21 protein-coding genes are annotated in these 20,747 nt (G+C 55.0%); 6 read left to right on the top strand and 15 right to left on the bottom strand.

The features are described 5' to 3' along the window. Positions 1-10 precede the first annotated feature (10 nt). On the bottom strand, positions 11-1,090 hold the full coding sequence (alr, locus tag L350_RS00705) for an alanine racemase (RefSeq protein ID WP_032627027.1): 1,080 nt from the start codon (positions 1,088-1,090) through the stop codon (positions 11-13). Between the two features lie 16 nt (positions 1,091-1,106). Continuing rightward, positions 1,107-2,519, bottom strand: coding sequence for a replicative DNA helicase (gene dnaB, locus L350_RS00710; RefSeq protein ID WP_003860298.1), 1,413 nt, complete (start codon positions 2,517-2,519; stop codon positions 1,107-1,109). A 66-nt stretch (positions 2,520-2,585) separates the two neighbouring features. Between dnaB and L350_RS00715 the strand changes: the two genes are divergently transcribed. Then, positions 2,586-3,569, top strand: a complete 984-nt coding sequence (locus tag L350_RS00715) for a quinone oxidoreductase (protein WP_022646744.1) — start codon at positions 2,586-2,588, stop codon at positions 3,567-3,569. 185 nt (positions 3,570-3,754) lie between these two features. Here the strand turns inward: L350_RS00715 and pspG are convergent, their stop codons facing one another. Together pspG and dusA are read right to left on the bottom strand one after the other, a co-directional pair. Then, positions 3,755-3,997: an envelope stress response protein PspG gene (gene pspG, locus L350_RS00720; protein ID WP_017382623.1), complete on the bottom strand. Its 243-nt coding sequence runs from the start codon at positions 3,995-3,997 to the stop codon at positions 3,755-3,757. Between the two features lie 136 nt (positions 3,998-4,133). Further along, the gene (gene dusA / locus L350_RS00725; RefSeq protein WP_003860304.1) at positions 4,134-5,129 is read right to left on the bottom strand and encodes a tRNA dihydrouridine(20/20a) synthase DusA; all 996 of its coding nucleotides are present in this window, start codon (positions 5,127-5,129) and stop codon (positions 4,134-4,136) included. A gap of 147 nt (positions 5,130-5,276) precedes the next feature. On the opposite strand from dusA, the gene L350_RS23725 reads away from it, so the two are divergent. Together L350_RS23725 and L350_RS00730 are read left to right on the top strand one after the other, a co-directional pair. Further along, positions 5,277-5,540, top strand: a complete 264-nt coding sequence (locus L350_RS23725) for a type II toxin-antitoxin system HicA family toxin (protein ID WP_071993645.1) — start codon at positions 5,277-5,279, stop codon at positions 5,538-5,540. After that, positions 5,537-5,872: a type II toxin-antitoxin system HicB family antitoxin gene (locus L350_RS00730; RefSeq protein WP_197092504.1), complete on the top strand. Its 336-nt coding sequence runs from the start codon at positions 5,537-5,539 to the stop codon at positions 5,870-5,872. The genes L350_RS23725 and L350_RS00730 overlap by 4 nt, the downstream gene beginning before the upstream one ends. Positions 5,873-5,904: 32 nt before the next feature. Here the strand turns inward: L350_RS00730 and traF are convergent, their stop codons facing one another. After that, complete coding sequence (gene traF / locus L350_RS00735) at positions 5,905-7,191, bottom strand: conjugal transfer protein TraF (RefSeq protein WP_152811457.1); 1,287 nt, start codon at positions 7,189-7,191, stop codon at positions 5,905-5,907. A 192-nt stretch (positions 7,192-7,383) separates the two neighbouring features. Further along, complete coding sequence (locus tag L350_RS00740; RefSeq protein ID WP_022646741.1) at positions 7,384-7,872, bottom strand: cupin domain-containing protein; 489 nt, start codon at positions 7,870-7,872, stop codon at positions 7,384-7,386. 117 nt (positions 7,873-7,989) lie between these two features. Between L350_RS00740 and zur the strand changes: the two genes are divergently transcribed. Further along, positions 7,990-8,502, top strand: coding sequence for a zinc uptake transcriptional repressor Zur (gene zur / locus L350_RS00745; RefSeq protein WP_006810484.1), 513 nt, complete (start codon positions 7,990-7,992; stop codon positions 8,500-8,502). A gap of 47 nt (positions 8,503-8,549) precedes the next feature. On the opposite strand, the gene L350_RS00750 is transcribed toward zur, so the two are convergent. The 4 genes from L350_RS00750 to L350_RS00765 all read right to left on the bottom strand — a co-directional run bounded on the left by L350_RS00750 (position 8,550) and on the right by L350_RS00765 (position 11,365). Beyond that, positions 8,550-8,759 (bottom strand): CsbD family protein, encoded by a 210-nt coding sequence (locus L350_RS00750; RefSeq protein ID WP_003860314.1) that lies wholly within the window; start codon positions 8,757-8,759, stop codon positions 8,550-8,552. Between the two features lie 119 nt (positions 8,760-8,878). Continuing rightward, the gene (gene dinF, locus L350_RS00755) at positions 8,879-10,216 is read right to left on the bottom strand and encodes an MATE family efflux transporter DinF (protein ID WP_032627024.1); all 1,338 of its coding nucleotides are present in this window, start codon (positions 10,214-10,216) and stop codon (positions 8,879-8,881) included. A 63-nt stretch (positions 10,217-10,279) separates the two neighbouring features. Further along, positions 10,280-10,888 (bottom strand): transcriptional repressor LexA, encoded by a 609-nt coding sequence (lexA, locus tag L350_RS00760; RefSeq protein ID WP_003860318.1) that lies wholly within the window; start codon positions 10,886-10,888, stop codon positions 10,280-10,282. Between the two features lie 108 nt (positions 10,889-10,996). Further along, positions 10,997-11,365, bottom strand: a complete 369-nt coding sequence (locus L350_RS00765) for a diacylglycerol kinase (protein ID WP_006810487.1) — start codon at positions 11,363-11,365, stop codon at positions 10,997-10,999. 154 nt (positions 11,366-11,519) lie between these two features. Between L350_RS00765 and plsB the strand changes: the two genes are divergently transcribed. Continuing rightward, positions 11,520-13,940 (top strand): glycerol-3-phosphate 1-O-acyltransferase PlsB, encoded by a 2,421-nt coding sequence (gene plsB, locus L350_RS00770; RefSeq protein WP_023299088.1) that lies wholly within the window; start codon positions 11,520-11,522, stop codon positions 13,938-13,940. An 89-nt stretch (positions 13,941-14,029) separates the two neighbouring features. Here the strand turns inward: plsB and ubiA are convergent, their stop codons facing one another. The 5 genes from ubiA to malK all read right to left on the bottom strand — a co-directional run bounded on the left by ubiA (position 14,030) and on the right by malK (position 19,151). Beyond that, positions 14,030-14,899, bottom strand: a complete 870-nt coding sequence (ubiA, locus tag L350_RS00775; protein WP_032627022.1) for a 4-hydroxybenzoate octaprenyltransferase — start codon at positions 14,897-14,899, stop codon at positions 14,030-14,032. A 12-nt stretch (positions 14,900-14,911) separates the two neighbouring features. Continuing rightward, positions 14,912-15,409, bottom strand: a complete 498-nt coding sequence (gene ubiC, locus L350_RS00780; protein WP_022646736.1) for a chorismate lyase — start codon at positions 15,407-15,409, stop codon at positions 14,912-14,914. 172 nt (positions 15,410-15,581) lie between these two features. Then, entirely contained in the window at positions 15,582-16,520 is a 939-nt protein-coding gene (gene malM, locus L350_RS00785; RefSeq protein WP_032627019.1) for a maltose operon protein MalM, read from the bottom strand. Positions 16,521-16,631: 111 nt separating this feature from the next. Continuing rightward, positions 16,632-17,999, bottom strand: a complete 1,368-nt coding sequence (locus L350_RS00790) for a maltoporin (protein ID WP_032621777.1) — start codon at positions 17,997-17,999, stop codon at positions 16,632-16,634. Positions 18,000-18,041: 42 nt separating this feature from the next. Beyond that, on the bottom strand, positions 18,042-19,151 hold the full coding sequence (malK, locus tag L350_RS00795; RefSeq protein WP_003860329.1) for a maltose/maltodextrin ABC transporter ATP-binding protein MalK: 1,110 nt from the start codon (positions 19,149-19,151) through the stop codon (positions 18,042-18,044). Between the two features lie 371 nt (positions 19,152-19,522). Between malK and malE the strand changes: the two genes are divergently transcribed. After that, complete coding sequence (gene malE, locus L350_RS00800) at positions 19,523-20,713, top strand: maltose/maltodextrin ABC transporter substrate-binding protein MalE (protein WP_022646733.1); 1,191 nt, start codon at positions 19,523-19,525, stop codon at positions 20,711-20,713. The last annotated feature ends 34 nt before the right edge of the window (positions 20,714-20,747 follow it).

Raw genomic sequence — 20,747 nt, 5'->3', positions numbered from 1 at the left:
GATACTGTGATTAGTCGACGTATTTCATCGCTACCCTTGAGGTAAGGCGCGTAATAAGTTCGTAAGCACTCACTTTTGTTATTTCAGCAATACGCTCTACCGGCAGGCCTTCGCCCCACATCACCGCATCGTCCCCCGCTTTATCCTGCGCGTCGGGTCCCAGATCGACACAAATCATGTCCATCGCCACACGGCCGACAATCTTCACTTCGCGACCATTGACCAGTACCGGCGTACCCGTTGGCGCGGCGCGTGGATAGCCGTCGCCGTAGCCCATCGCTACCACGCCAAGCCGCGTGTCGCGCTCACTCGTCCAGGTGCCGCCGTAACCTACCGGCTCCCCTGCTTTGTGCTCACGCACGGCAATCAGCTTTGAAACCAGCGACATCACCGGCTTAAAGCCGAAGTCCGGTCCCCAGGGTTTGTTCTCAAGCGGGGAAACGCCATACAGGATAATCCCCGGACGCGCCCAGTCGAAGTGCGACTGCGGCCACAGCAGAAGGCCGCCGGACGCCGCAATGGAGCGCATCCCCGGTTTGCCTTCGCAGAAGGTGGTGAAGATATCAAGCTGCTGTTCCGTTGCGCCGCATTCAGGCTCATCGGCGCGGGCAAAGTGGCTGACGATATTCACCGGCTGACGCACGTTCTTGCACTGGCACAGCCGCTGATAAAACGCTTCGGCATTCTCCGGGCGCACGCCCAGGCGGTGCATGCCCGTGTCGAGCTTCATCCACACGGTGACCGGCTCGCTCAGTTCGGCCGTTTCCAGCGCGGCCAGCTGTTCTTCGTTATGCACCGCCGTGTGCAGGTGCTGATCGGCAATGGTCGGCAGGTCCGAGGCTTCAAAAAAGCCTTCGAGGAGCAGAATCGGTTGCGTAATTCCACCTGCGCGCAGGCGGAGAGCTTCTTCGAGACGGGCGACGCCAAAAGCGTCGGCATCGGGGAGCGTTCGCGCGGTCTCAAGAAGACCGTGTCCGTAAGCGTTCGCTTTCACGACTGCAACGAGCTTACTGGCGGGCGCCAGTTCTCGCAGACGTTGCAGGTTGTGTCGCAGAGCGCGGCGGTTAATAACAACAGTTGCCGCTTGCATTTGAATTCCTTAGAAATTACTCATCATCATATTGAGGACCGGCATAGTTGTCGAAACGCGACCACTGGCCGTTAAAGGTCAGACGTACCGTACCGATGGGGCCGTTACGTTGCTTACCAATAATAATTTCGGCGATCCCTTTCAGGTCGCTGTTCTCGTGATAAACCTCATCACGGTAGATGAACATGATTAAGTCGGCATCCTGCTCGATGGAGCCGGATTCACGCAGGTCGGAGTTGACCGGGCGCTTGTCTGCACGTTGTTCCAGAGAGCGGTTAAGCTGCGACAGCGCCACCACCGGCACGTGCAGCTCTTTGGCTAACGCCTTGAGCGAGCGCGAAATCTCGGCAATCTCCAGCGTACGGTTGTCGGAAAGCGACGGAACACGCATCAGCTGGAGGTAGTCAATCATGATAAGGCCGATGCCACCGTGTTCACGGGCGATACGGCGCGCGCGGGAGCGCACTTCCGTCGGCGTCAGGCCGGAGGAGTCATCAATATAGATGTTCCGTTTTTCCAGCAAAATCCCCATGGTGCCGGAGATCCGCGCCCAGTCCTCATCGTCGAGCTGACCGGTACGGATGCGGGTCTGATCCACGCGGGACAGGGATGCCAGAGAACGCATCATGATCTGTTCTGAGGGCATCTCAAGACTGAAGATAAGAACCGGTTTATCCTGCAACATCGCCGCGTTTTCGACGAGGTTCATCGCAAATGTCGTTTTACCCATCGACGGACGCGCCGCGACGATAATCAAATCCGATGGCTGAAGACCTGCCGTTTTCTTGTTGAGATCGTCATAACCGGTGTTCACCCCCGTCACGCCATCGTGCGGCTGCTGGAAAAGCTGCTCAATACGCGCAACGGTGGCGTCGAGCACATCGGCGATGTTTTTCGGGCCTTCGTCTTTGTTCGCACGGCTTTCGGCGATTTTAAAGACGCGGGACTCGGCAAGATCAAGTAGATCTTCGCTGGTGCGCCCCTGGGGATCGAAACCGGCCTCGGCGATCTCATTCGCCACCGAGATCATCTCGCGGACAACGGCACGTTCACGGACGATATCAGCGTAAGCGCTGATGTTCGCGGCACTTGGCGTGTTTTTTGACAGTTCTGCCAGATAGGCAAATCCGCCGACGCTGTCGAGCTGTCCCAGACGCTCCAGCGATTCTGCGAGCGTAATCAGGTCGATAGGGCTGCCCGACTCCTGCAAACGCGCCATTTCCGTAAAGATGTGGCGGTGCGGGCGGGTATAGAAGTCTTCCGCGACAACGCGCTCGGCGACGTCGTCCCAGCGTTCGTTATCCAGCATTAAACCGCCCAACACCGACTGTTCCGCTTCAATCGAGTGCGGCGGGACTTTTAACCCGGCGACCTGATAATCACGTTCACGGGGTTCAGTCTGTTTGTTGAAGGGTTTGTTTCCTGCCATAGTGAATGGAGTTACCGAGATAAAGAGTGGGTCGAAAGATTACCATAATTTTCTAACGGAGGGAGCATGGCAACACGCATTGAGTTCCAGAAACATGGCGGGCCAGACGTACTGCAAGCCGTGGAGTTTACCCCCACGGCACCTGGCGAGAACGAAATCCAGGTTGAAAACAAAGCGATCGGCATTAACTACATCGATACCTATATTCGCGGCGGTCTCTATCCGCCTCCGTCGATGCCGAGCGGACTGGGCACCGAGGCGGCCGGTATCGTCAGCAAAGTGGGCAGCGCGGTTAAGCACATTAAGGAAGGCGATCGCGTGGTGTACGCGCAGTCGGCGCTGGGCGCTTACAGCTCCATCCATAACGTTCCGGCCGAGAAAGCGGCGCTTTTGCCAAATGCGATCGGCTTCGAGCAGGCTGCCGCCTCATTCCTGAAAGGGCTGACGGTCTATTATCTGCTGCGCAAAACCTACGAAATTAAGCCTGACGAGCAATTCCTGTTTCACGCAGCCGCAGGTGGCGTAGGGCTGATTGCCTGCCAGTGGGCGAAAGCCCTGGGGGCGAAGCTGATCGGCACCACAGGCAGCGCGCAAAAAGCGCAGCGCGCGCTGGACGCGGGCGCATGGCAGGTGATCAACTACCGGGAAGAGAGCATCGTTGAGCGGCTGAAAGAGATCACTGGCGGCAAAAAGGTACGCGTGGTGTATGACTCGGTGGGGAAAGACACCTGGGAATCTTCGCTGGACTGCCTGCAACGTCGCGGGCTGATGGTGAGCTTCGGTAACGCCTCCGGGGCTGTCACCGGCGTGAACCTAGGCATTCTGAATCAGAAAGGGTCGCTGTATGTCACCCGCCCTTCCCTGCAAGGTTACATCACTAATCGGGAAGAACTTGAGGAAGCCAGCAACGAGCTGTTCTCGCTGATCGCCAGCGGGGTGATCAAAGTGGATGTGGCAGAAGCGCAGAAATATCCGCTGACCGATGCGCAACGTGCGCATGAGGTGCTGGAGAGCCGGGCAACCCAGGGCTCAAGTCTGTTAATTCCCTGAGCCATAAAAAGAAATTGGGCTTCCCATGGGAAGCCCTTTCTTTTTTTTAGTTCGGCTGTATGTAGGGTACAGCTCGATGAATTCTTTAGCGGCAGCCATAGTGACAGATTCGATAAGTAAATCCTATTCTGTTCTAAAGATTGCTGCCGGAAAAGTTGCAGGTATGTGACGTACCCCTCAATACCTTAGTAACGGAAGCGGTTATTACGCTGATAAGTCGGCAGTTTTGGTGATTTAATCGCCCGTATGGCCCATACCACCGCAATCGCCAGAAGTAACCACGGCAAGAGTTTAATCGTCAGGGCAAATAATCCGCCGACAAACATCACCACCGTGGCCACAACGAGCGCGGCCAGAATACCGAGCAGCGACACGCCCGTGACCATCAGCATGATAAAGAAGCCAATCACAAAAAGTAGTTCCAGCATGGTGCTCTCCCACGAGTTCCCGAATGATGCTGCGATCATTACAAGAATCATGCCAAAAATAAGTTGTTGTTCTGAAAGCAAAACGCCCCGCAATGTGTTGCAGGGCGTGGCGTATTTGACCATCTTTTAGCGAAATTTAACGTTTATCCGCAACCAGACGCAGCGCGTGTTCCAGTACCTCAATATCCGCACCGGCTTTATGCGCGTTCTCGCTGAGATAACGACGCCACTGACGCGCACCAGGAATGCCCTGGAACAGGCCAAGCATATGGCGGGTAATGTGGCCCAGATACGTACCATGACTCAGCTCGCGCTCAATGTACGGATACATGGCGCGCACTACGGCCACGGGATCGGTGTCAGCACCCTCAACGCCAAAGATTTCCCGGTCAACCGTCGCCAGAATGCCCGGATTCTGATACGCCTCGCGTCCGACCATCACGCCATCCATATGTTCGAGGTGCGCTTTGGCCTCGTCCAGCGACTTAATACCGCCATTGATCGACATGGTCAGGTGTGGGAAGTCGCGTTTCAGCTGGTACACGCGCGGGTAGTCCAGCGGCGGGATCTCGCGGTTTTCTTTCGGGCTGAGGCCTGAGAGCCAGGCTTTACGGGCGTGGATGATAAACATCTCGCATTCACCCTTCCCTGATACCGTGTTGATGAAATCACACAGAAACTCATAGCTGTCCTGGTCGTCTATGCCGATACGGGTTTTGACCGTGACCGGGATAGAGACGACGTCGCGCATCGCTTTGATGCAGTCCGCCACCAGGTGCGCATTTCCCATCAGACACGCGCCGAACATGCCGTTTTGCACACGGTCGGACGGACAACCGACGTTAAGGTTAATCTCGTCATAGCCGCGTTCTTCGGCCAGCTTCGCGCACTGCGCCAGCGCAGCCGGATCGCTGCCACCGAGTTGCAGCGCAACCGGATGCTCCTCTTCGCTGTACGCCAGATAGTCGCCTTTGCCGTGAATAATTGCGCCGGTAGTGACCATTTCGGTGTATAGCAGCGTATGGCGGGAGAGCTGACGCAGGAAATAGCGGCAGTGTCTGTCCGTCCAGTCGAGCATTGGCGCAATGGAAAAACGGTGTGCAGGGAAAGCGGTCTGGAATTCTGACGACATGGCGAACTTTTAAGCATCTGGTGGAAAAGGGGCGCTACTATAGCACAGGCTCAAAAAGGATACGATCCGGCTTGATATGATATCAAAAAGTGATATCATTTATTTCTACTTGGCGGAGAGAAAAAATCAAAATGGAATCGATTAAAAATGAAAACATTGAACGCCCGCCATCAAAAAACATTGCAGTTGATTTTCTCCATGCCAACGCCCAGTTCTCTGGAATGGCGCAAGATTGAAGCGCTTTTTATCGCATTAGGCGCGAAGGCCTCAGAAGGGAACGGCTCAAGGGTAAGATTTGAAATCAATGGGGTTGTGGCCTCGTTTCATCGTCCTCATCCGGATAAAGAAGCGAAGGTTTATCAGGTTCGCGACGCAATGGCTTTTCTCATCGCAACAGGGGTTTCTCCATGATTAACACCATGACTTATAAAGGCTATGCCGCAAAAATTGATTACAGCGACGAAGATCTATGCTTCGTTGGGCATGTTGCTGGCATAAGAGATGTTATCGGTTTTCATGCAGATAACGTCGCAGCCCTCCGTAAAGCGTTTGAAGAAGCGGTCGATGATTATCTTGCCTACTGCACAGAACAAGGTCGAGAACCTCTGCGTCCGGCAAGCGGGAAAATCAGCCTGCGCATCGCGCCCGAGATACATTCCGCAATTAACATCGCAGCCGAAGTTTCAGGTAAAAGCGTAAATCAATGGATCAGCGATACGCTGACCAAAGCGGCACACGGATAAGCTAAGGGCACCATTAATGGTGCCCTTTTTATTTAGAACGTCATGCTCAACTGTGCCCCTGCACCCCAGGTCTCGTCTTCGCCATAAAGCCCCATCAGGTCAACGTGGACGGAGTTGAACGGCGCGAAACCGACACCGCCGGTAAAGACGTTGCTGTCGTTCCCTTTCATATCCGCACGATAACCGGCGCGTACTGCCAGCCAGCTCAGTGGCGTGACTTCGGCACCGACGCCAACGTACTGGGAGGTGTCTTCGCTTTTAAAGCCCTTGGTTTCGGTCAGATCGCCATCTGCGGTCAGCGTGACCAGATCGTTGTGCCAGGCGGCCCCGGCAGTGACCAGCGGACGGATCTGATAAGTGTCTTTATAACTCACCACCTCTCCCGTACGCCCGTTGCGAATGCGGATATCTTTGGTATCGATATCGCGCGACATCAGGTTTTGCCCGCTCACGCCGACCGTCCAGTTTTCACCGAAATCAGCAGCAATACCGGCATCAACGTTGAAACCAGTGTCGTCGGTACGGTAGCGGCTGTCGTTCCACTTATTACTGTCGTAATCGTAGATTGAGGTAGTGTAGTTATAGAGCCAGGTTTTTTGCAGCTTCGGCGTGACGCCAACGGAAACCGGAACGCCGCCAAGATCGAACTGACGGGCTACCGCAATACCGTAGTCGGACACAATCGCCGCCCGGCCAGACGCCGTAGAGTTAAGGTTTTTGGTGATCTGATCGGAACCGTTTAGCGCGGCATCCAGCGCCACACCGGCAGCCACCGCATCGCTTCGTTGTATACCGCGCAGATAATCAATGTCCTGCTGATCGATTGAAGAGCTGACGCGGCCATGTGCATAGCCTTTGGCCATAAAGGCCACGGAAAGGACATCGTTAGGGATACTGACGGCAATCCCCGCCCCTGCGGTGGCGTGTGCGGTTTTGCCTTTCAGGTAGTCCAGCTCATCAGCGAGATCTTTCGCTGCGCCCTGGAACTGATTGATCGAACCTAATGGATCCGTGATGATATCAATGGGGGTCAGACTATCAACCACGTCCTTGTAATGATTGATTTTATCGTTAATGGTATCAATCTCGTCCTGAAGATTGTCTTCATCGGTCACCTGCACGCCAACGGACGGCAAAATGACCGTCACATCATCCTCGGGCTTAGATTTTGCCAGTAACGCGGGGTTGATTAACGCCCCGCTGCCATAGCTGCCTGCTGCCACGCCCGTGCCGCCCATTGCGTCACTACGCGCTTCCGTCCAGGTATTGGCTGCTCCCGCCTGATTTGCCATAAAAAAGGAGACAGCAATGCTAACCATCGAAAATTTAAAATGTTTTTTCACAGTGTGCTCGTAAATAGTTTGTTATTAGTTAACCCTGTCTGTTATCACCCAAACAGGAACGAACTATTGCTGTGAATAAGTACAAAAAGACCCGCTATTTCCCTAAGTTAAATTCCATCCCGGCCTGTTCTAATGTGTGACGACCATCAATATTTATAGAAGAGGAAATTATTTTCGCCCAGGTTTTCCATCGTGCGGGCCAAAAAACTGAGGCGGATGGTCTACCCAGTGATCTTCGCGCGTCACGGCATACACCGGATTGAGGGGATAGTAGATGCGGTTATGTTTTTTATTAGCCTCACCCACCACCAGTAAGCGCACCTCTTCATCGGTGTTGTTGATAAAGGTATGGCACACGCCCGTGCCGGCAGGAAATCCCACGCTGTCTCCGGGTTCAAGCTTCCACAGATAACCATTGATCCAGGCCTCAGGGTAACCCTCCAGAACGTAAACAAACTCCTCTTCGTCGCTTTCCGCATGCGGATAAGAAGTACGGCGTCCGGGCGGCAGCCGTTCATGGTGAATACCAATGCGGCCGAGACCCAGCTTGCGGGCCAGCGGCGCGCCAATAGAAAACCGTTCATTGCTGTCCGGATACGTTGCGTCATCGGCGCCTTCCACGTCCCGCCAGTGCCGAATACAGTCAGGTCTTTTCATTTTGCGATCTCCTGATTTGCGATGCGTCAGGTATAGCACAGCCCGGCGGATCTCGGTGTTTTTAGCAGAACATGATAAAGTGAGGGTTTTCACCCCTTACCACATCCGAGGTGCCCGATGGACAAGTCCACAAAAGAGCTGTTAGCGCAAGCTGAAAAGCTCTGTGCGCAACGCAATGTGCGCCTGACCCCGCAGCGCCTTGAGGTACTGCGTCTGATGAGCCTGCAACAGGGTGCCATCAGCGCGTACGATCTGCTCGACCTGCTGCGTGAAAGCGAGCCGCAGGCAAAACCGCCGACCGTCTATCGGGCGCTGGATTTTCTGCTGGAGCAAGGGTTTGTGCATAAAGTGGAATCAACAAACAGCTATGTGCTGTGCCATCTTTTTGACCAGCCTACTCACACGTCCGCCATGTTTATCTGCGATCGCTGTGGCGTGGTGAAGGAAGAGTGTGCGGAAGGTGTGGAAGATATTATGCATACGCTGGCAGCCAGAATGGGCTTTGCGCTGCGCCATAACGTGATCGAAGCCCACGGCTTATGTTCTGCCTGCGTGGAGGTGGAGTCATGCCGTCATCAGGATGCCTGTCAGCACGATCACTCTATCCTGGTGAAGAAAAAGCCGCGTTAAGGCCAAAGAAAAAGGCGGCTCAGAGCCGCCCTTGGGGATAGTGCCGGTTACCAGCGGTAGTCGTTACGGGTTTCCCAGTCTTTGACTTCGTTTTCCGCCTGATCTTTTTCATAACCGTAGCGCTCCTGGATTTTACCTACCAGCTGATCGCGCTTACCTTCAATGACGGTCATATCGTCATCTGTCAGCTTACCCCACTGTTCTTTCGCTTTACCTTTGAATTGCTTCCAGTTGCCGCCGATTTCGTCTTTATTCATAATCGTGTCCTCGTGTTAAGCGTCTATGAGTGTCGTCCGCTTCGTTCTATTCTGCTGGACGTGATTATTATTGTAGTTAAGGATTCGGCATTTATTTTTATATTCGGAATCTTTAACCGTTACGATATATCGTGCGGGGCTGGAAACCAGGTATTGTTTCGCCAGTGACGACGCCAGATAACGGCCAGCGAAAGGCCACGCAGTGAGAGAAACACCGCCAGCGCGAGCCACAGACCATGATTGCCGAGATACGGCAAGGTCAGCAGCGTCAGGCCGAACCCCGCCGCAGCGACGGCCATGCTGTTGCGCATCTCCGCCCCGCGCGTCGCACCAACAAACATGCCGTCCAGCAAATAGCACCACACACCCACCACCGGTAATACTACCTGCCAGAGGATGTAGCGATCGGCCAGCTCACGTAGCGCGGGCAACGAGGTGAGAAGCGCGACAATATGCCCACCAAAACAGGCGTAAACCAGAGCAAAGACCAGCGCCACCAGACCCGCCTGACGACAGGCAGCACGCCAGATTTCGCGTAACTGGCCGCTTTCACGCGCGCCATAAGCCTGCCCTGAATGCGCCTCGACGGCGTAAGCAAAACCATCCAGCGCGTAAGCGGTAAAGGTCAGTAACGTCATGAGCACTGCGTTGACGGCGACGATCTCAGGCCCAAGACGCGCACCAAAAACGGTTAATGCGCCGAAGCAGAGTTGCAGCAGGAGCGAACGGAGCATGATGTCGCGATTGAGCGCCAGCAGCTTACGCATATTGCCGCGCCAGGCCGATTTCAGCAGATCCAGGGTGATACCGCGCATCGCCAGCACGCGCCAGACCATCCCCAAACCGATCAGCAGCGTCCCGTACTCGGCAATTGCCGTAGCCAGCGCCGCGCCCCGGACGTTCATGTGCAGCCCCATTACCAGCCAGAGATCGAGGACAATATTGAGAAGGTTACCCACCACCAGCAGGATCACCGGCGCGCGGGCATACTGCACGCCCAGCAGCCAGCCCAGCAGGACCAGGTTTGCCAGTGAAGCGGGCGCGCTGAGCCAGCGAATTTCGAGGAACCGCCGGGCTTGTTCCAGTACGGCATCGCTGCCGCCTACAATATGGAGCGCAAGATCAATCAGCGGCGTACGCAACAGAACGATTAACGCGCCAGCACCGAACGCCAGAATGAGCGGCTGAACCAGCGCACGCGCCAGACGCAGGGGATCTTTTGCACCATACGCCTGGGCCGTCAGGCCTGTCGTACTCATGCGCAGAAAAAGTAGCAGCATAAAGAGGAAGCTGGTCGCCGTTGCGCCAATCGCGACGCCGCCCAGGTAAATCGGCGAATCGAGATGCCCGATAACTGCCGTATCCACCAGCCCCAGCAGAGGAACGGTAATATTGGAAAAAATCATCGGTAGCGCAAGACGCCACAACGCCTTATCGGCAGAAGTTAGCAATGCCATGGAAATTACCGGAATCAGAAAACAGGCCAGGCTGTAGAGGAACTACAGCCTGTCAGGAAGAGATTACAGCCATTCACCGTTGCGGATAACGCCGACCGCCAGCCCTTCAATAGAGAAGCTCTGCTCGCGGAGATCCACCACAATCGGGGAGAATTCATTGTTTTCAGGCAGAAGCTGCACGGTATTGCCTTGTTTTTTCAGGCGCTTAACCGTCACTTCATCATCAATGCGCGCCACCACGACTTGCCCGTTACGCACGTCCTGCGTTTTGTGTACCGCCAGCAGATCGCCATCCAGAATACCGATATCTTTCATGGACATTCCGCTAACGCGCAGCAGGAAATCGGCGCTCGGCTTGAACATGCCTGGGTCAACCTGATAGTGCCCTTCGATGTGCTGCTGCGCCAGCAGAGGTTCACCTGCGGCTACGCGACCCACCAGCGGAATACCGCTCTCTTCTTCCACCAGCAGACGGATGCCGCGTGAGGCGCCGGAAACAATCTCAATCACGCCCTTACGCGCAAGCGCCTTAAGGTGCTCTTCGGCAGCATTAGGAGAACGGAAGCCCAGACGCTGCGCAATTTCTGCACGCGTGGGTGGCATACCCGTCTGGCCGATATGATCCCGAATGAGATCAAACACCTCTTGCTGCCTGGTCGTTAACGCTTTCATACCGCCCCCTGGGTGTATATACAGTTATGCTGTGAGTATATACAGTCAAAGGCGATTTTGGAACCAAAAACTGCACAAAAAACCAGGGACTTAATTATTCCTCGAGGCTCATCGGAAATGCGACCAAAGTAGCGTGACCCAGGTGATCGCCGCCGTGATAATCGACAGCAGTACGGCAGCGGAACCCATGTCTTTCGCCCGGCCAGACAGTTCATGGAATTCCGACCCGATTCGGTCAACAACGGCCTCAATAGCGCTATTCAGAATTTCCACTATCATCACCAGAAGGACAGATCCGATGAGCAGTACGCGGGTGATAGCATCAACATCAAGGAAGCAGGCGATGACAACGGCAACGATTGCGGCAACCGCTTCCTGGCGGAAAGCGGCTTCATTAACCCATGCGGCGCGGAAACCTTTCCATGAATAACCGGCAGCTTTAATGATTCGAGTTAACCCAGTGGTATTATTGGCCATTAAAAGAACCTTTTATGATAAATAGCGTCAGTAACTAAAGCCGCAGCGCGTTTTGCTGCGACCTGAAGTATGACGGGTAACAACAGAAATTTTGCGCGCTTTCTGTTATCCTTGCGCCGCAATTGCATTATTAACCAGAGGCTTTACATCGTTTATGTCCGGCTGGCCACGAATTTACTACAAATTACTTAATTTACCATTAAGCGTACTGGTAAAAAGTAAGTCTATCCCAGCAGAACCCGCGCTGGAATTAGGGCTCGATACGTCACGCCCTATTATGTACGTTTTGCCTTATAACTCGAAGGCAGACCTGCTTACGCTTCGCGCTCAATGTCTGGCGCACGATTTACCTGACCCGCTTGAACCGCTGGAAGTCGACGGTACGCTGCTGCCGCGCTACGTGTTCATCCATGGCGGACCGCGCGTGTTCACCTATTACACGCCGAAAGAAGAGTCCATTAAGCTGTTCCATGATTACCTCGATCTGCACCGCAGCAACCCCGATCTGGACGTGCAGATGGTGCCGGTGTCGGTGATGTTTGGCCGTCGTCCGGGGCGTGAAAAAGGGGAAGAGAACCCGCCGCTGCGTATGCTCAACGGCATTCAGAAATTCTTCGCCGTCTCATGGCTGGGACGCGACAGCTTTGTTCGCTTCTCGCCTTCCGTTTCACTGCGCCGCATGGCGGACGAACACGGTACTGACAAAATCATTGCGCAAAAGCTGGCGCGCGTTGCGCGTATGCACTTTGCACGTCAGCGTCTGGCGGCCGTTGGGCCACGTCTCCCGGCGCGTCAGGATCTGTTTAACAAGCTGCTGGCTTCCAAAGCGATTGCCCGTGCCGTAGAAGACGAAGCGCGCAGCAAGAAGATTTCGCACGAGAAAGCGCAGCAGAACGCAATCGCGCTGATGGAAGAGATCGCCGCAAACTTCTCCTACGAGATGATTCGTCTCTCTGACCGTATCCTCGGTTTCACGTGGAACCGCCTCTATCAGGGGATTAACGTCCACAACGCCGAGCGCGTGCGTCAGTTAGCGCATGACGGCCACGAGATTGTCTATGTGCCCTGCCACCGCAGCCACATGGACTACCTGCTGCTCTCTTACGTGCTCTATCACCAGGGCCTGGTGCCGCCGCATATTGCTGCCGGTATCAACCTGAACTTCTGGCCAGCAGGTCCGATTTTCCGCCGTCTGGGTGCGTTCTTCATTCGTCGTACCTTCAAGGGTAACAAGCTCTACTCCACCGTCTTCAGGGAGTATCTGGGCGAGCTGTTCAGCCGCGGTTATTCCGTGGAGTACTTTGTTGAAGGCGGTCGCTCCCGTACCGGTCGTCTGCTCGATCCAAAGACCGGCACGCTGTCGATGACCATTCAGGCCATGCTGCGTGGCGGTACGCGTCCTATCACGCTGGTGCCTATTTACATCGGTTATGAACACGTGATGGAAGTGGGCACCTACGCGAAAGAGCTGCGCGGTGCGACCAAAGAGAAAGAGAGTCTGCCGCAGATGCTGCGTGGTCTGAGTAAATTGCGCAACCTCGGTCAGGGCTACGTGAACTTTGGCGAGCCCCTGCCCCTGATGACATATCTGAACCATCATGTTCCGGAGTGGCGCGAGTCTATTGATCCTATCGAAGCGGTACGTCCGGCCTGGCTGACGCCAACGGTCAACGGCATTGCATCCGAGCTGATGGTACGCATCAACAATGCTGGTGCGGCAAACGCCATGAACCTGTGTTGTACCGCGCTTCTGGCCTCTCGCCAGCGTTCACTGACCCGTGAACAGCTGACCGAGCAGATTGATTGCTATCTGGATATCATGCGCAACGTGCCGTATTCCGTGGATTCGACCGTGCCGTCTGCCACCGCCAGCGAATTGATCGATCACGCGTTGCAGATGAACAAGTTCGAAGTCGAGAAAGATACTATTGGTGACATCATCATTCTGCCGCGCGAGCAGGCCGTGCTGATGACCTACTACCGTAATAACATCACGCACATGCTGATGCTGCCGTCACTGATGGCAGCCATTATTACCCAGCACCGCCGTATTTCGCGTCAGGAGCTGCTGCGCCATATTCAGGCCATCTATCCGATGCTGAAAGCGGAGCTGTTCCTGCGCTGGAGTAAGGATGAGCTGGCGGCAGAGCTCGATAAAATGTCCGCAGAGATGCGTCGTCAGGGGCTGATTACCATCAGTGATGACGAACTGCATATCAATCCGTCACGTTCCCGAACCTTGCAGCTCCTGGCTTCCGGTGCGCGTGAGACGTTGCAGCGCTACGCCATTACCTTCTGGTTATTGAGTGCTAACCCGTCAATCAACCGCGGTACGCTGGAAAAAGAGAGTCGGACGCTGGCCCAGCGCCTGTCCGTTCTGCATGGCATTAACGCCCCGGAATTCTTCGACAAAGCGGTATTCAGCTCCCTGGTGCTGACGCTGCGCGACGAAGGTTACATTAGCGATACGGGCGATGCCGAGCCGGAAGAGACGATGAAGGTTTACCAGATGCTGGCAGAGCTGATTACCGCGGATGTGCGTTTAACGATTGAGAGTTCGACGCAGGGCGAGTGATGTTAAAGCCGGGTGGCGCTAACGCTTACCCGGCCTACATGTTCTGCTAAATCGTAGGCCGGGTAAGGCGAAGCCGCCACCCGGTTTTTTTATGACCAGTAACTCATCGCCAGCCCCATAAACAGCACCAGCCCGACGTAGTTATTATTCAGAAACGCTTTAAAGCAGGCTTCACGCTCGCGCTTCACGATCAGCTTCTGCTGATACGCAAACAGCAGACCCGCCACCAGCACGGACCAGTAAAACTCCCAGTTCAGCCCGTTCAGGCTACCAATCGCCACCATCAACGCCAGCACCGCCACCTGCAATATGCCGATGATCAGTTTGTCGTGACGGCCAAACAAGATCGCCGTCGATTTGATGCCAATCTTGAGATCGTCATCGCGATCGACCATCGCGTATTGGGTATCGTACGCAACGGCCCAGAGAATATTCGCCAGGAACATCAGCCAGCAACTGAGCGGAACGGACTCGCTGACCGCGGCAAACGCCATGGGAATCGACCAGCCAAATGCCGCACCCAAAACCACCTGCGGCAGATGGGTGTATCGCTTCATAAATGGGTAGACCCAGGCCAGCGCCAGAGCAGCGACGGACAGCAGAATGGTCATGGTGTTAAGGGTTAACACCAGCATGAAAGAGAGAAGCACCAGCACCACAAACAGGATGCGCGCCTCTTTCCCGGTCACCTGACCGCTCGGCAAAGGACGATTCGCGGTGCGCTTAACATGTCCATCAAATTTCCGGTCAGCATAGTCGTTAACCACACAGCCCGCAGCGCGCATCAGCCAGACACCCGCCACAAACACCGCCAGGATCCACAGCGGCGGTACGCCCGGCGTGGCAACCCACAGCGCCCATAAGGTCGGCCACAGCAGCAGCAGCGCGCCAATGGGTTTATCAGTACGCATCAGGCGGTGATAGGCCAGCAGCTTATTCTGCGTCAGACTCCACTCCATTTTTTCTCCCTCTTAATACAACGGCGATGCAGGCAAAAAGAGTTCCGTCAGTATTAACGGCTTGCCACTCAAACGAAGGCGGGAACGGCGCCCCCACAAATCGGCATCGCAACCAATTTCAATAAAATCACGGGTCAGTTCAGACGAGGTGAACAGATATCGCCCCAGCGGCGTTTTGCCGAGGCGTTGCAGTGCCAGCTCCGGCCCGGAAAGTGTAGACTCAGGAACCACCGTTCGCCCGGCAAGCCACGGCTCGCCATCCGCACAGAGTAAAATTTCACGCAGCCAGTAGCGTTCTTCCTGCGGCAGCAGCGGCAGCTCGCTGGCAATCTCCGCAGGCGAGACAAACCCTTCCTGAATCATCGTCACCGTGACCGTTTTACCCTGTTGCTCAAAACGTTTTGTCATGGAATCTTCCAGCAGCAGCCAGTCCAGCTGTTCCGGGTCAAGCGCAGGGATGTGGTCGAAATAGCGTAGCGCACGCAGCTGCGTTAGCGCGGGGTGTGACATGCCAGACTCTCCGATACATAACGTAAAAGCATTGTATCGCAGATTGGCAAAATGAGGACGGACAAACAGAATTTAACGATCACTATCGCAACAAAGGTGCAACTTAGCCAAAAAAAGTGCGCCCGCGAAGGCGCACCAAACGACTAACAAAATCAGCACTGTGGGGAGACGGTTACCCCTTGCCTTTTACACTGCTGATAAAGGTGGAACGGGCAGTGGTTGAACCTAAACGCTCGGCTTCATCAAGCAGTTTCAGCGCTTTATCGACATCGCCGTTTTTAACTGCCTGCTTGATGGCGTTGTTAAAGTAAGTTTCAGTATCGTTAAGCACCGGCTCGGCTTTTTTCGCCGGGGCCGGGGCTGCGGCTGGTGCTGCGGCTGGCGCGGCATACACAGGCGCGGCAGTATTACCCACCGTTACCGGACCCGGGCCAGATGAGCCAAACAGTGGGCCTACGAGTACGCTGGAGCTGCTGTTGGTTTTCACCTTCAGCTTAAGCAGGCCGTCGGTGGTATGGCGCGCAATCGGATCGGGAATATCGGGAATGGCGTTACCAACCCCTTTGGCATAGGCTTTTGCCGGATCGAGCAGAGTGGTGGTTTGCTGCAAATCTTTTTCAGTGGTGAAGATCAGTACGTAGAGCTTTTGCTGCCCGAGCGCCGGGGTCAGACGCATTACCCCTTCCAGGCGGTCCGCGCTCATTACACCCGGCTCTTGATAGGTAAAATAGCTGCTGGGGAAATAGGCGGAAGGCGTCATGTTCTGATCGAGGATCAGAACGTTCGGCGCAAAAACGCTGGTCTGTTTGTTAACTTCACTGGATAAAGTCAACGTTAGCTCACCGATATTAGCCGGTACGCTATAGGCGGCTACCGGCCCGGTAATGCCAGCCACATTGAGCTGTTGGCCACCCGTCGCAAGCTGTGTGCTCTGCGTTTTGGACTGATCCACCGGCGTCCAGGTTAATTGCTGTAGAGCGGCTGTCGGAATGGCAGGCGCTGCGCTGGTATTCTGCGGTACATAATTGACGTCAGCGAGCGTGACGCCAGGCACACAGGCCAGCAGACCCGCTGACAGGCACAGCGCGACGAGATTTTTCTTCATTTTCATTGTTATCACCTCAGAAAGCGTAAGCACTGCGGTGGCCAGGCAATAGCGCGCAGTACCTCAGGAATTGAGGGGCTTTCGCCCCCCAGATTACATCGTCAGATCAGGATTCGGTTACCACCAGATTTCCATCTGGGCGCCGAAGGAGAACTCATCGTCATCGCCGCGGCTGGTAGAGAATCGACCGTTACCGGTGGAGTCAGAGATCGCGTAACGGGTGGCATCGCCGTTACCGTTCTTCGCGTAGCCCCATTTCTCATCCCACTTCGCGTAGGTTGCGAAGACACGGATGGCCGGACGAGACCAGATGCTGTCGCCAGCCTGCCACTGTTGCGCCAGGGTGATTTTGTACTGGCTGTTGCGATCGCCGGTTTCCTGGGATTTGACGTTGTCGTAGCCCACTTCCAGCAGGGTGCTCATGATTGGCGTCCATTTGTACATCGGACGTACACCCACGGTCCACCAGTCACTCCCCTGGTTATCATCCATGTCGAGTTTCTGGTACATACCGACATACATCAGGTCCCACTTGTCGGCCAGGGTGATTGCACCGTGGTCCAGAATGCGCCAGAGGCTGCCGTTGTTGTTAATCACATCGTTGGCGTAGTTGGTCGTCGTGCCATCAGGATTCGTGATGGTAAAGCTGGAAGAACCATAGGAACCCTGGCTCAGACCTTTACCCTGCGTGGTCATTGAGTCCATCGCATACTGCAGCACAAACTTGTTGTAGCCTTTCAGCATGCTCTGGGTATGTTCAGCGGTGAACATCCAGCCATCTTTCGACGCGCCGTCGGCAAGATCATAGCCGTCGGTCGTGTTCGCGCGGCCATAATCCACACCCAGTTCCAGCACGCCGTCCGGGTTAGTTTCCAGGCCCGCTAAACGCACGTCAAATACGTCGTTCGCGGTATCTTTGGTACGGTCATAGATGTTCTGGCTGCTGAAGGCATAAGAACCGCCAGCTTCCTGGGAACGCGTCGCTGCCAGAGACAGTTTACCGAAGCCCAGATCGATGTTTTCAATACCGGCACCAGGACCAGAGATATCCCAGTAGTAGAAGTCGATCATGTGTACGTCATGGCGCTGATAGAAGCGCTTACCGGCCCAGATGGTAGAGCCAGGCAGCCATTCAATCAGGTTTTTACCCTGCACGTTAGCTTCACGGAACGCCGGATCGGTACCTTCCCAGTCATTCTGCTGTGCCACGGAGTACGCTACGTTGGTGTCGAAATAGAAGCTCTTGTCGCCTTCTTTCCACACTTCCTGGCCCAGTTTCAGTTCGGCGTAGGTTTCACATTCGTTACCGAGACGGTATTTACTTTGTGCGCCTGTTGCCTGGAAACATTGTTGTTCACCGCCACTACCCGTCCAGCCGATACCAGAACGAGCATAACCATGGAAATCCACTGCCAGTGCCTGAGCAGACATTACGCCCGCTGCGACGGCAACTGCCAAAGGAAGTTTGCGCAGAGTAATCATTATTCTATCTCCTGAGATCATTGCTTTTCTTTGTAATTGGAATGCTTAAACGCCTGGCTCTTTGTGCAACCGACGACATGCAGTGCCATCCTCACGGAACAGATGGCAACGCTCTGGCGGCAAACCGATAGCGAATGTGGCACCCTCTTCTACCAACACCACGTCATTCTGGCGGTAGACCAGGTTCTGACGGATGGCGGGGATCTGGATATGAATCTGTGTTTCGTGACCAAGCTGTTCGACGACCTGAACTTCACCTTCCAGCGTCACATCAGCGATGTGGCTCGGCAGTAAATGCTCAGGGCGGATACCGAGGGACATATTGGCCCCCACCTGTACATTGGCGCTGTCGACCGGCAGCCAGACTTGCTGACGGTTTGGCAGCTCCACCTGTACCTGTTCGATTGCTGTCGCGGTCACTTTTACGGGCAGGAAGTTCATCTTTGGCGAGCCAATGAAGCCCGCAACAAAGCGGTCTGCCGGGTAGTGATACAGCTCCAGCGGTTTGCCCACCTGCGCCACGCGACCGGCGTCCAGTACCACGATTTTGTCGGCCAGCGTCATCGCTTCGACCTGATCGTGGGTGACGTAAATCATCGTGCGTCCAAGACGCTTGTGCAGACGGGAGATTTCGATACGCATCTGGACGCGCAGGGCGGCATCCAGGTTAGAGAGAGGTTCATCGAGCAGGAACACGCGCGGCTCGGCCACCAGCGTACGGCCGATCGCCACACGCTGACGCTGACCACCGGAGAGCGCCTTCGGTTTACGCTCCAGCAGATGTGCCAGCTGGAGCACTTCCGCCACCTGGGTGACGCGCTGGTTAATGGTCTCTTTTTTCGCGCCGGCCAGCTTCAGGCCAAAGGACATGTTCTCGGCAACGGAAAGATGCGGATAAAGCGCATAAGACTGGAACACCATGCCCACGCCGCGTTCAGCTGGCGGGATGTCGTTCATTCGGGTATCACCAATAAATAAATCGCCACTGGTGATGGTTTCAAGACCGGCAATCATACGCAGCAGAGTAGATTTACCACAGCCTGATGGACCAACGAACACCACAAACTCACCTTCGTGGATGTCCAGATTGATGTCTTTTGACACCACAACGTCGCCCCAGGCTTTCGTTACATTACGCAGCTGTACGCTCGCCATGCCCTTCTCCCTTCGTTACAACCTGTCACCGACAGAAACATTCAAGATAAGTTCACTATGCGTGTTCCATTACTTTCGTGAATCCTCCACCCCCCGGCTTTTTTATGGGGGAGGAGGCGGGAGGATGAGAGAGCAGGCTCTGCGACCGCAGCGGAGGGGCTGAGGCGAAAATCGTGAAGCGGCCTGCAAAATTCAGTGGGTTTTTATGTGCGCCAGCACTCATAACTTAAATTTATGTTACAGGGATCACACAAACAGGGGGTGGGGCGTAGGGACTGGGAGGATGGAAAGAGGATGTCAAATAAGGAGACTGAGTCACGTTGAACCACCTTATGTATCCACGAGCACATCACCAATAAAGGATGGCAGATATGAAGATCAAGACTGGCGCACGCGTTTTCGCATTGTCCGCCCTCGCAGCAATGATGATTTCCGCACCGGCTCTCGCCAAAATTGAAGAAGGTAAGCTGGTTATCTGGATTAACGGCGACAAGGGCTATAACGGTCTGGCCGAAGTGGGCAAAAAATTCGAGAAAGACACCGGTATCAAAGTCACCGTAGAGCACCCGGACAAACTGGAAGAGAAGTTCCCGCAGGTTGCGGCAACCGGCGATGGTCCGGACATTATCTTCTGGGCGCATGACCGTTTCGGGGGCTACGCGCAGTCTGGCCTGCTGGCAGAAGTTACGCCAGACAAAGCCTTCCAGGACAAACTGTTCCCGTTCACCTGGGACGCCGTTCGCTATAACGGCAAGCTGATCGCTTACCCAATCGCGGTTGAAGCCCTGTCACTGATTTACAACAAAGACCTGGTGCCAAATCCACCGAAAACCTGGGAAGAGATCCCTGCTCTGGATAAAGAGCTGAAGGCGAAAGGTAAATCCGCTCTGATGTTCAACCTGCAAGAGCCGTACTTCACCTGGCCGCTGATTGCTGCCGACGGCGGCTACGCGTTCAAGTTTGAAAACGGCAAATATGACGTGAAAGACGTGGGCGTGGACAACGCGGGCGCGAAAAAAGGCCTGACCTTCCTGGTTGACCTGATTAAGAACAAACACATGAACGCGGATACCGACTACTCCATCGCGGAAGCGGCGTTCAACAAAGGCGAAACCGCGATGACCATCAACGGTCCGTGGGCCTGGACCAACATCGACAAGAGCAAAGTCAACTACGGCGTGACCCTGCTGCCAACCTTCAACGGCAAGCCGTCTAAACCGTTTGTTGGCGTGCTGAGCGCGGGTATCAACGCCGCCAGCCCGAACAAAGAGCTGGCGAAAGAGTTCCTGGAAAACTACCTGCTGACCGATCAGGGTCTGGATGAAGTGAACAAGGACAAACCGCTGGGCGCCGTTGCGCTGAAATCCTTCCAGGATCAGTTAGCGAAAGATCCACGCATTGCGGCCACCATGGATAACGCCCAGAAAGGCGAAATCATGCCGAACATCCCACAGATGGCTGCGTTCTGGTACGCCACCCGTACCGCCGTCATCAACGCTGCAAGCGGTCGCCAGACTGTTGATGCCGCGCTGAAAGATGCTCAGGGTCGTATTACTAAGTAAGTCTGAAAAACGGCGGGTGGCGCGTGCGCTTACC

Source organism: Enterobacter sp. MGH 4 (assembly GCF_000534735.1).
In the GTDB taxonomy this organism is placed as follows: domain Bacteria; phylum Pseudomonadota; class Gammaproteobacteria; order Enterobacterales; family Enterobacteriaceae; genus Enterobacter; species Enterobacter intestinihominis.
Note: the sequence above shows the minus strand (reverse complement) of the source record. Positions and strands in the feature narration are given on the sequence as shown.

Coding starts and splice junctions, on each gene's coding strand:
- L350_RS00715 (WP_022646744.1), top strand. CDS start 2,586: ATGGCAACACGCATTGAGTTCCAGAAACATGGCGGGCCAGACGTACTG.
- malE (WP_022646733.1), top strand. CDS start 19,523: ATGAAGATCAAGACTGGCGCACGCGTTTTCGCATTGTCCGCCCTCGCA.
- pspG (WP_017382623.1), bottom strand. CDS start 3,997: ATGCTGGAACTACTTTTTGTGATTGGCTTCTTTATCATGCTGATGGTC.
- L350_RS00740 (WP_022646741.1), bottom strand. CDS start 7,872: ATGAAAAGACCTGACTGTATTCGGCACTGGCGGGACGTGGAAGGCGCC.
- L350_RS00730 (WP_197092504.1), top strand. CDS start 5,537: ATGATTAACACCATGACTTATAAAGGCTATGCCGCAAAAATTGATTAC.
- traF (WP_152811457.1), bottom strand. CDS start 7,191: ATGGTTAGCATTGCTGTCTCCTTTTTTATGGCAAATCAGGCGGGAGCA.
- ubiC (WP_022646736.1), bottom strand. CDS start 15,409: ATGTCACACCCCGCGCTAACGCAGCTGCGTGCGCTACGCTATTTCGAC.
- zur (WP_006810484.1), top strand. CDS start 7,990: ATGGACAAGTCCACAAAAGAGCTGTTAGCGCAAGCTGAAAAGCTCTGT.
- malM (WP_032627019.1), bottom strand. CDS start 16,520: ATGAAAATGAAGAAAAATCTCGTCGCGCTGTGCCTGTCAGCGGGTCTG.
- dnaB (WP_003860298.1), bottom strand. CDS start 2,519: ATGGCAGGAAACAAACCCTTCAACAAACAGACTGAACCCCGTGAACGT.
- dinF (WP_032627024.1), bottom strand. CDS start 10,216: ATGGCATTGCTAACTTCTGCCGATAAGGCGTTGTGGCGTCTTGCGCTA.
- dusA (WP_003860304.1), bottom strand. CDS start 5,129: ATGTCGTCAGAATTCCAGACCGCTTTCCCTGCACACCGTTTTTCCATT.
- malK (WP_003860329.1), bottom strand. CDS start 19,151: ATGGCGAGCGTACAGCTGCGTAATGTAACGAAAGCCTGGGGCGACGTT.
- L350_RS23725 (WP_071993645.1), top strand. CDS start 5,277: ATGAAAACATTGAACGCCCGCCATCAAAAAACATTGCAGTTGATTTTC.
- ubiA (WP_032627022.1), bottom strand. CDS start 14,899: ATGGAGTGGAGTCTGACGCAGAATAAGCTGCTGGCCTATCACCGCCTG.
- L350_RS00765 (WP_006810487.1), bottom strand. CDS start 11,365: ATGGCCAATAATACCACTGGGTTAACTCGAATCATTAAAGCTGCCGGT.
- lexA (WP_003860318.1), bottom strand. CDS start 10,888: ATGAAAGCGTTAACGACCAGGCAGCAAGAGGTGTTTGATCTCATTCGG.
- alr (WP_032627027.1), bottom strand. CDS start 1,090: ATGCAAGCGGCAACTGTTGTTATTAACCGCCGCGCTCTGCGACACAAC.
- L350_RS00750 (WP_003860314.1), bottom strand. CDS start 8,759: ATGAATAAAGACGAAATCGGCGGCAACTGGAAGCAATTCAAAGGTAAA.
- plsB (WP_023299088.1), top strand. CDS start 11,520: ATGTCCGGCTGGCCACGAATTTACTACAAATTACTTAATTTACCATTA.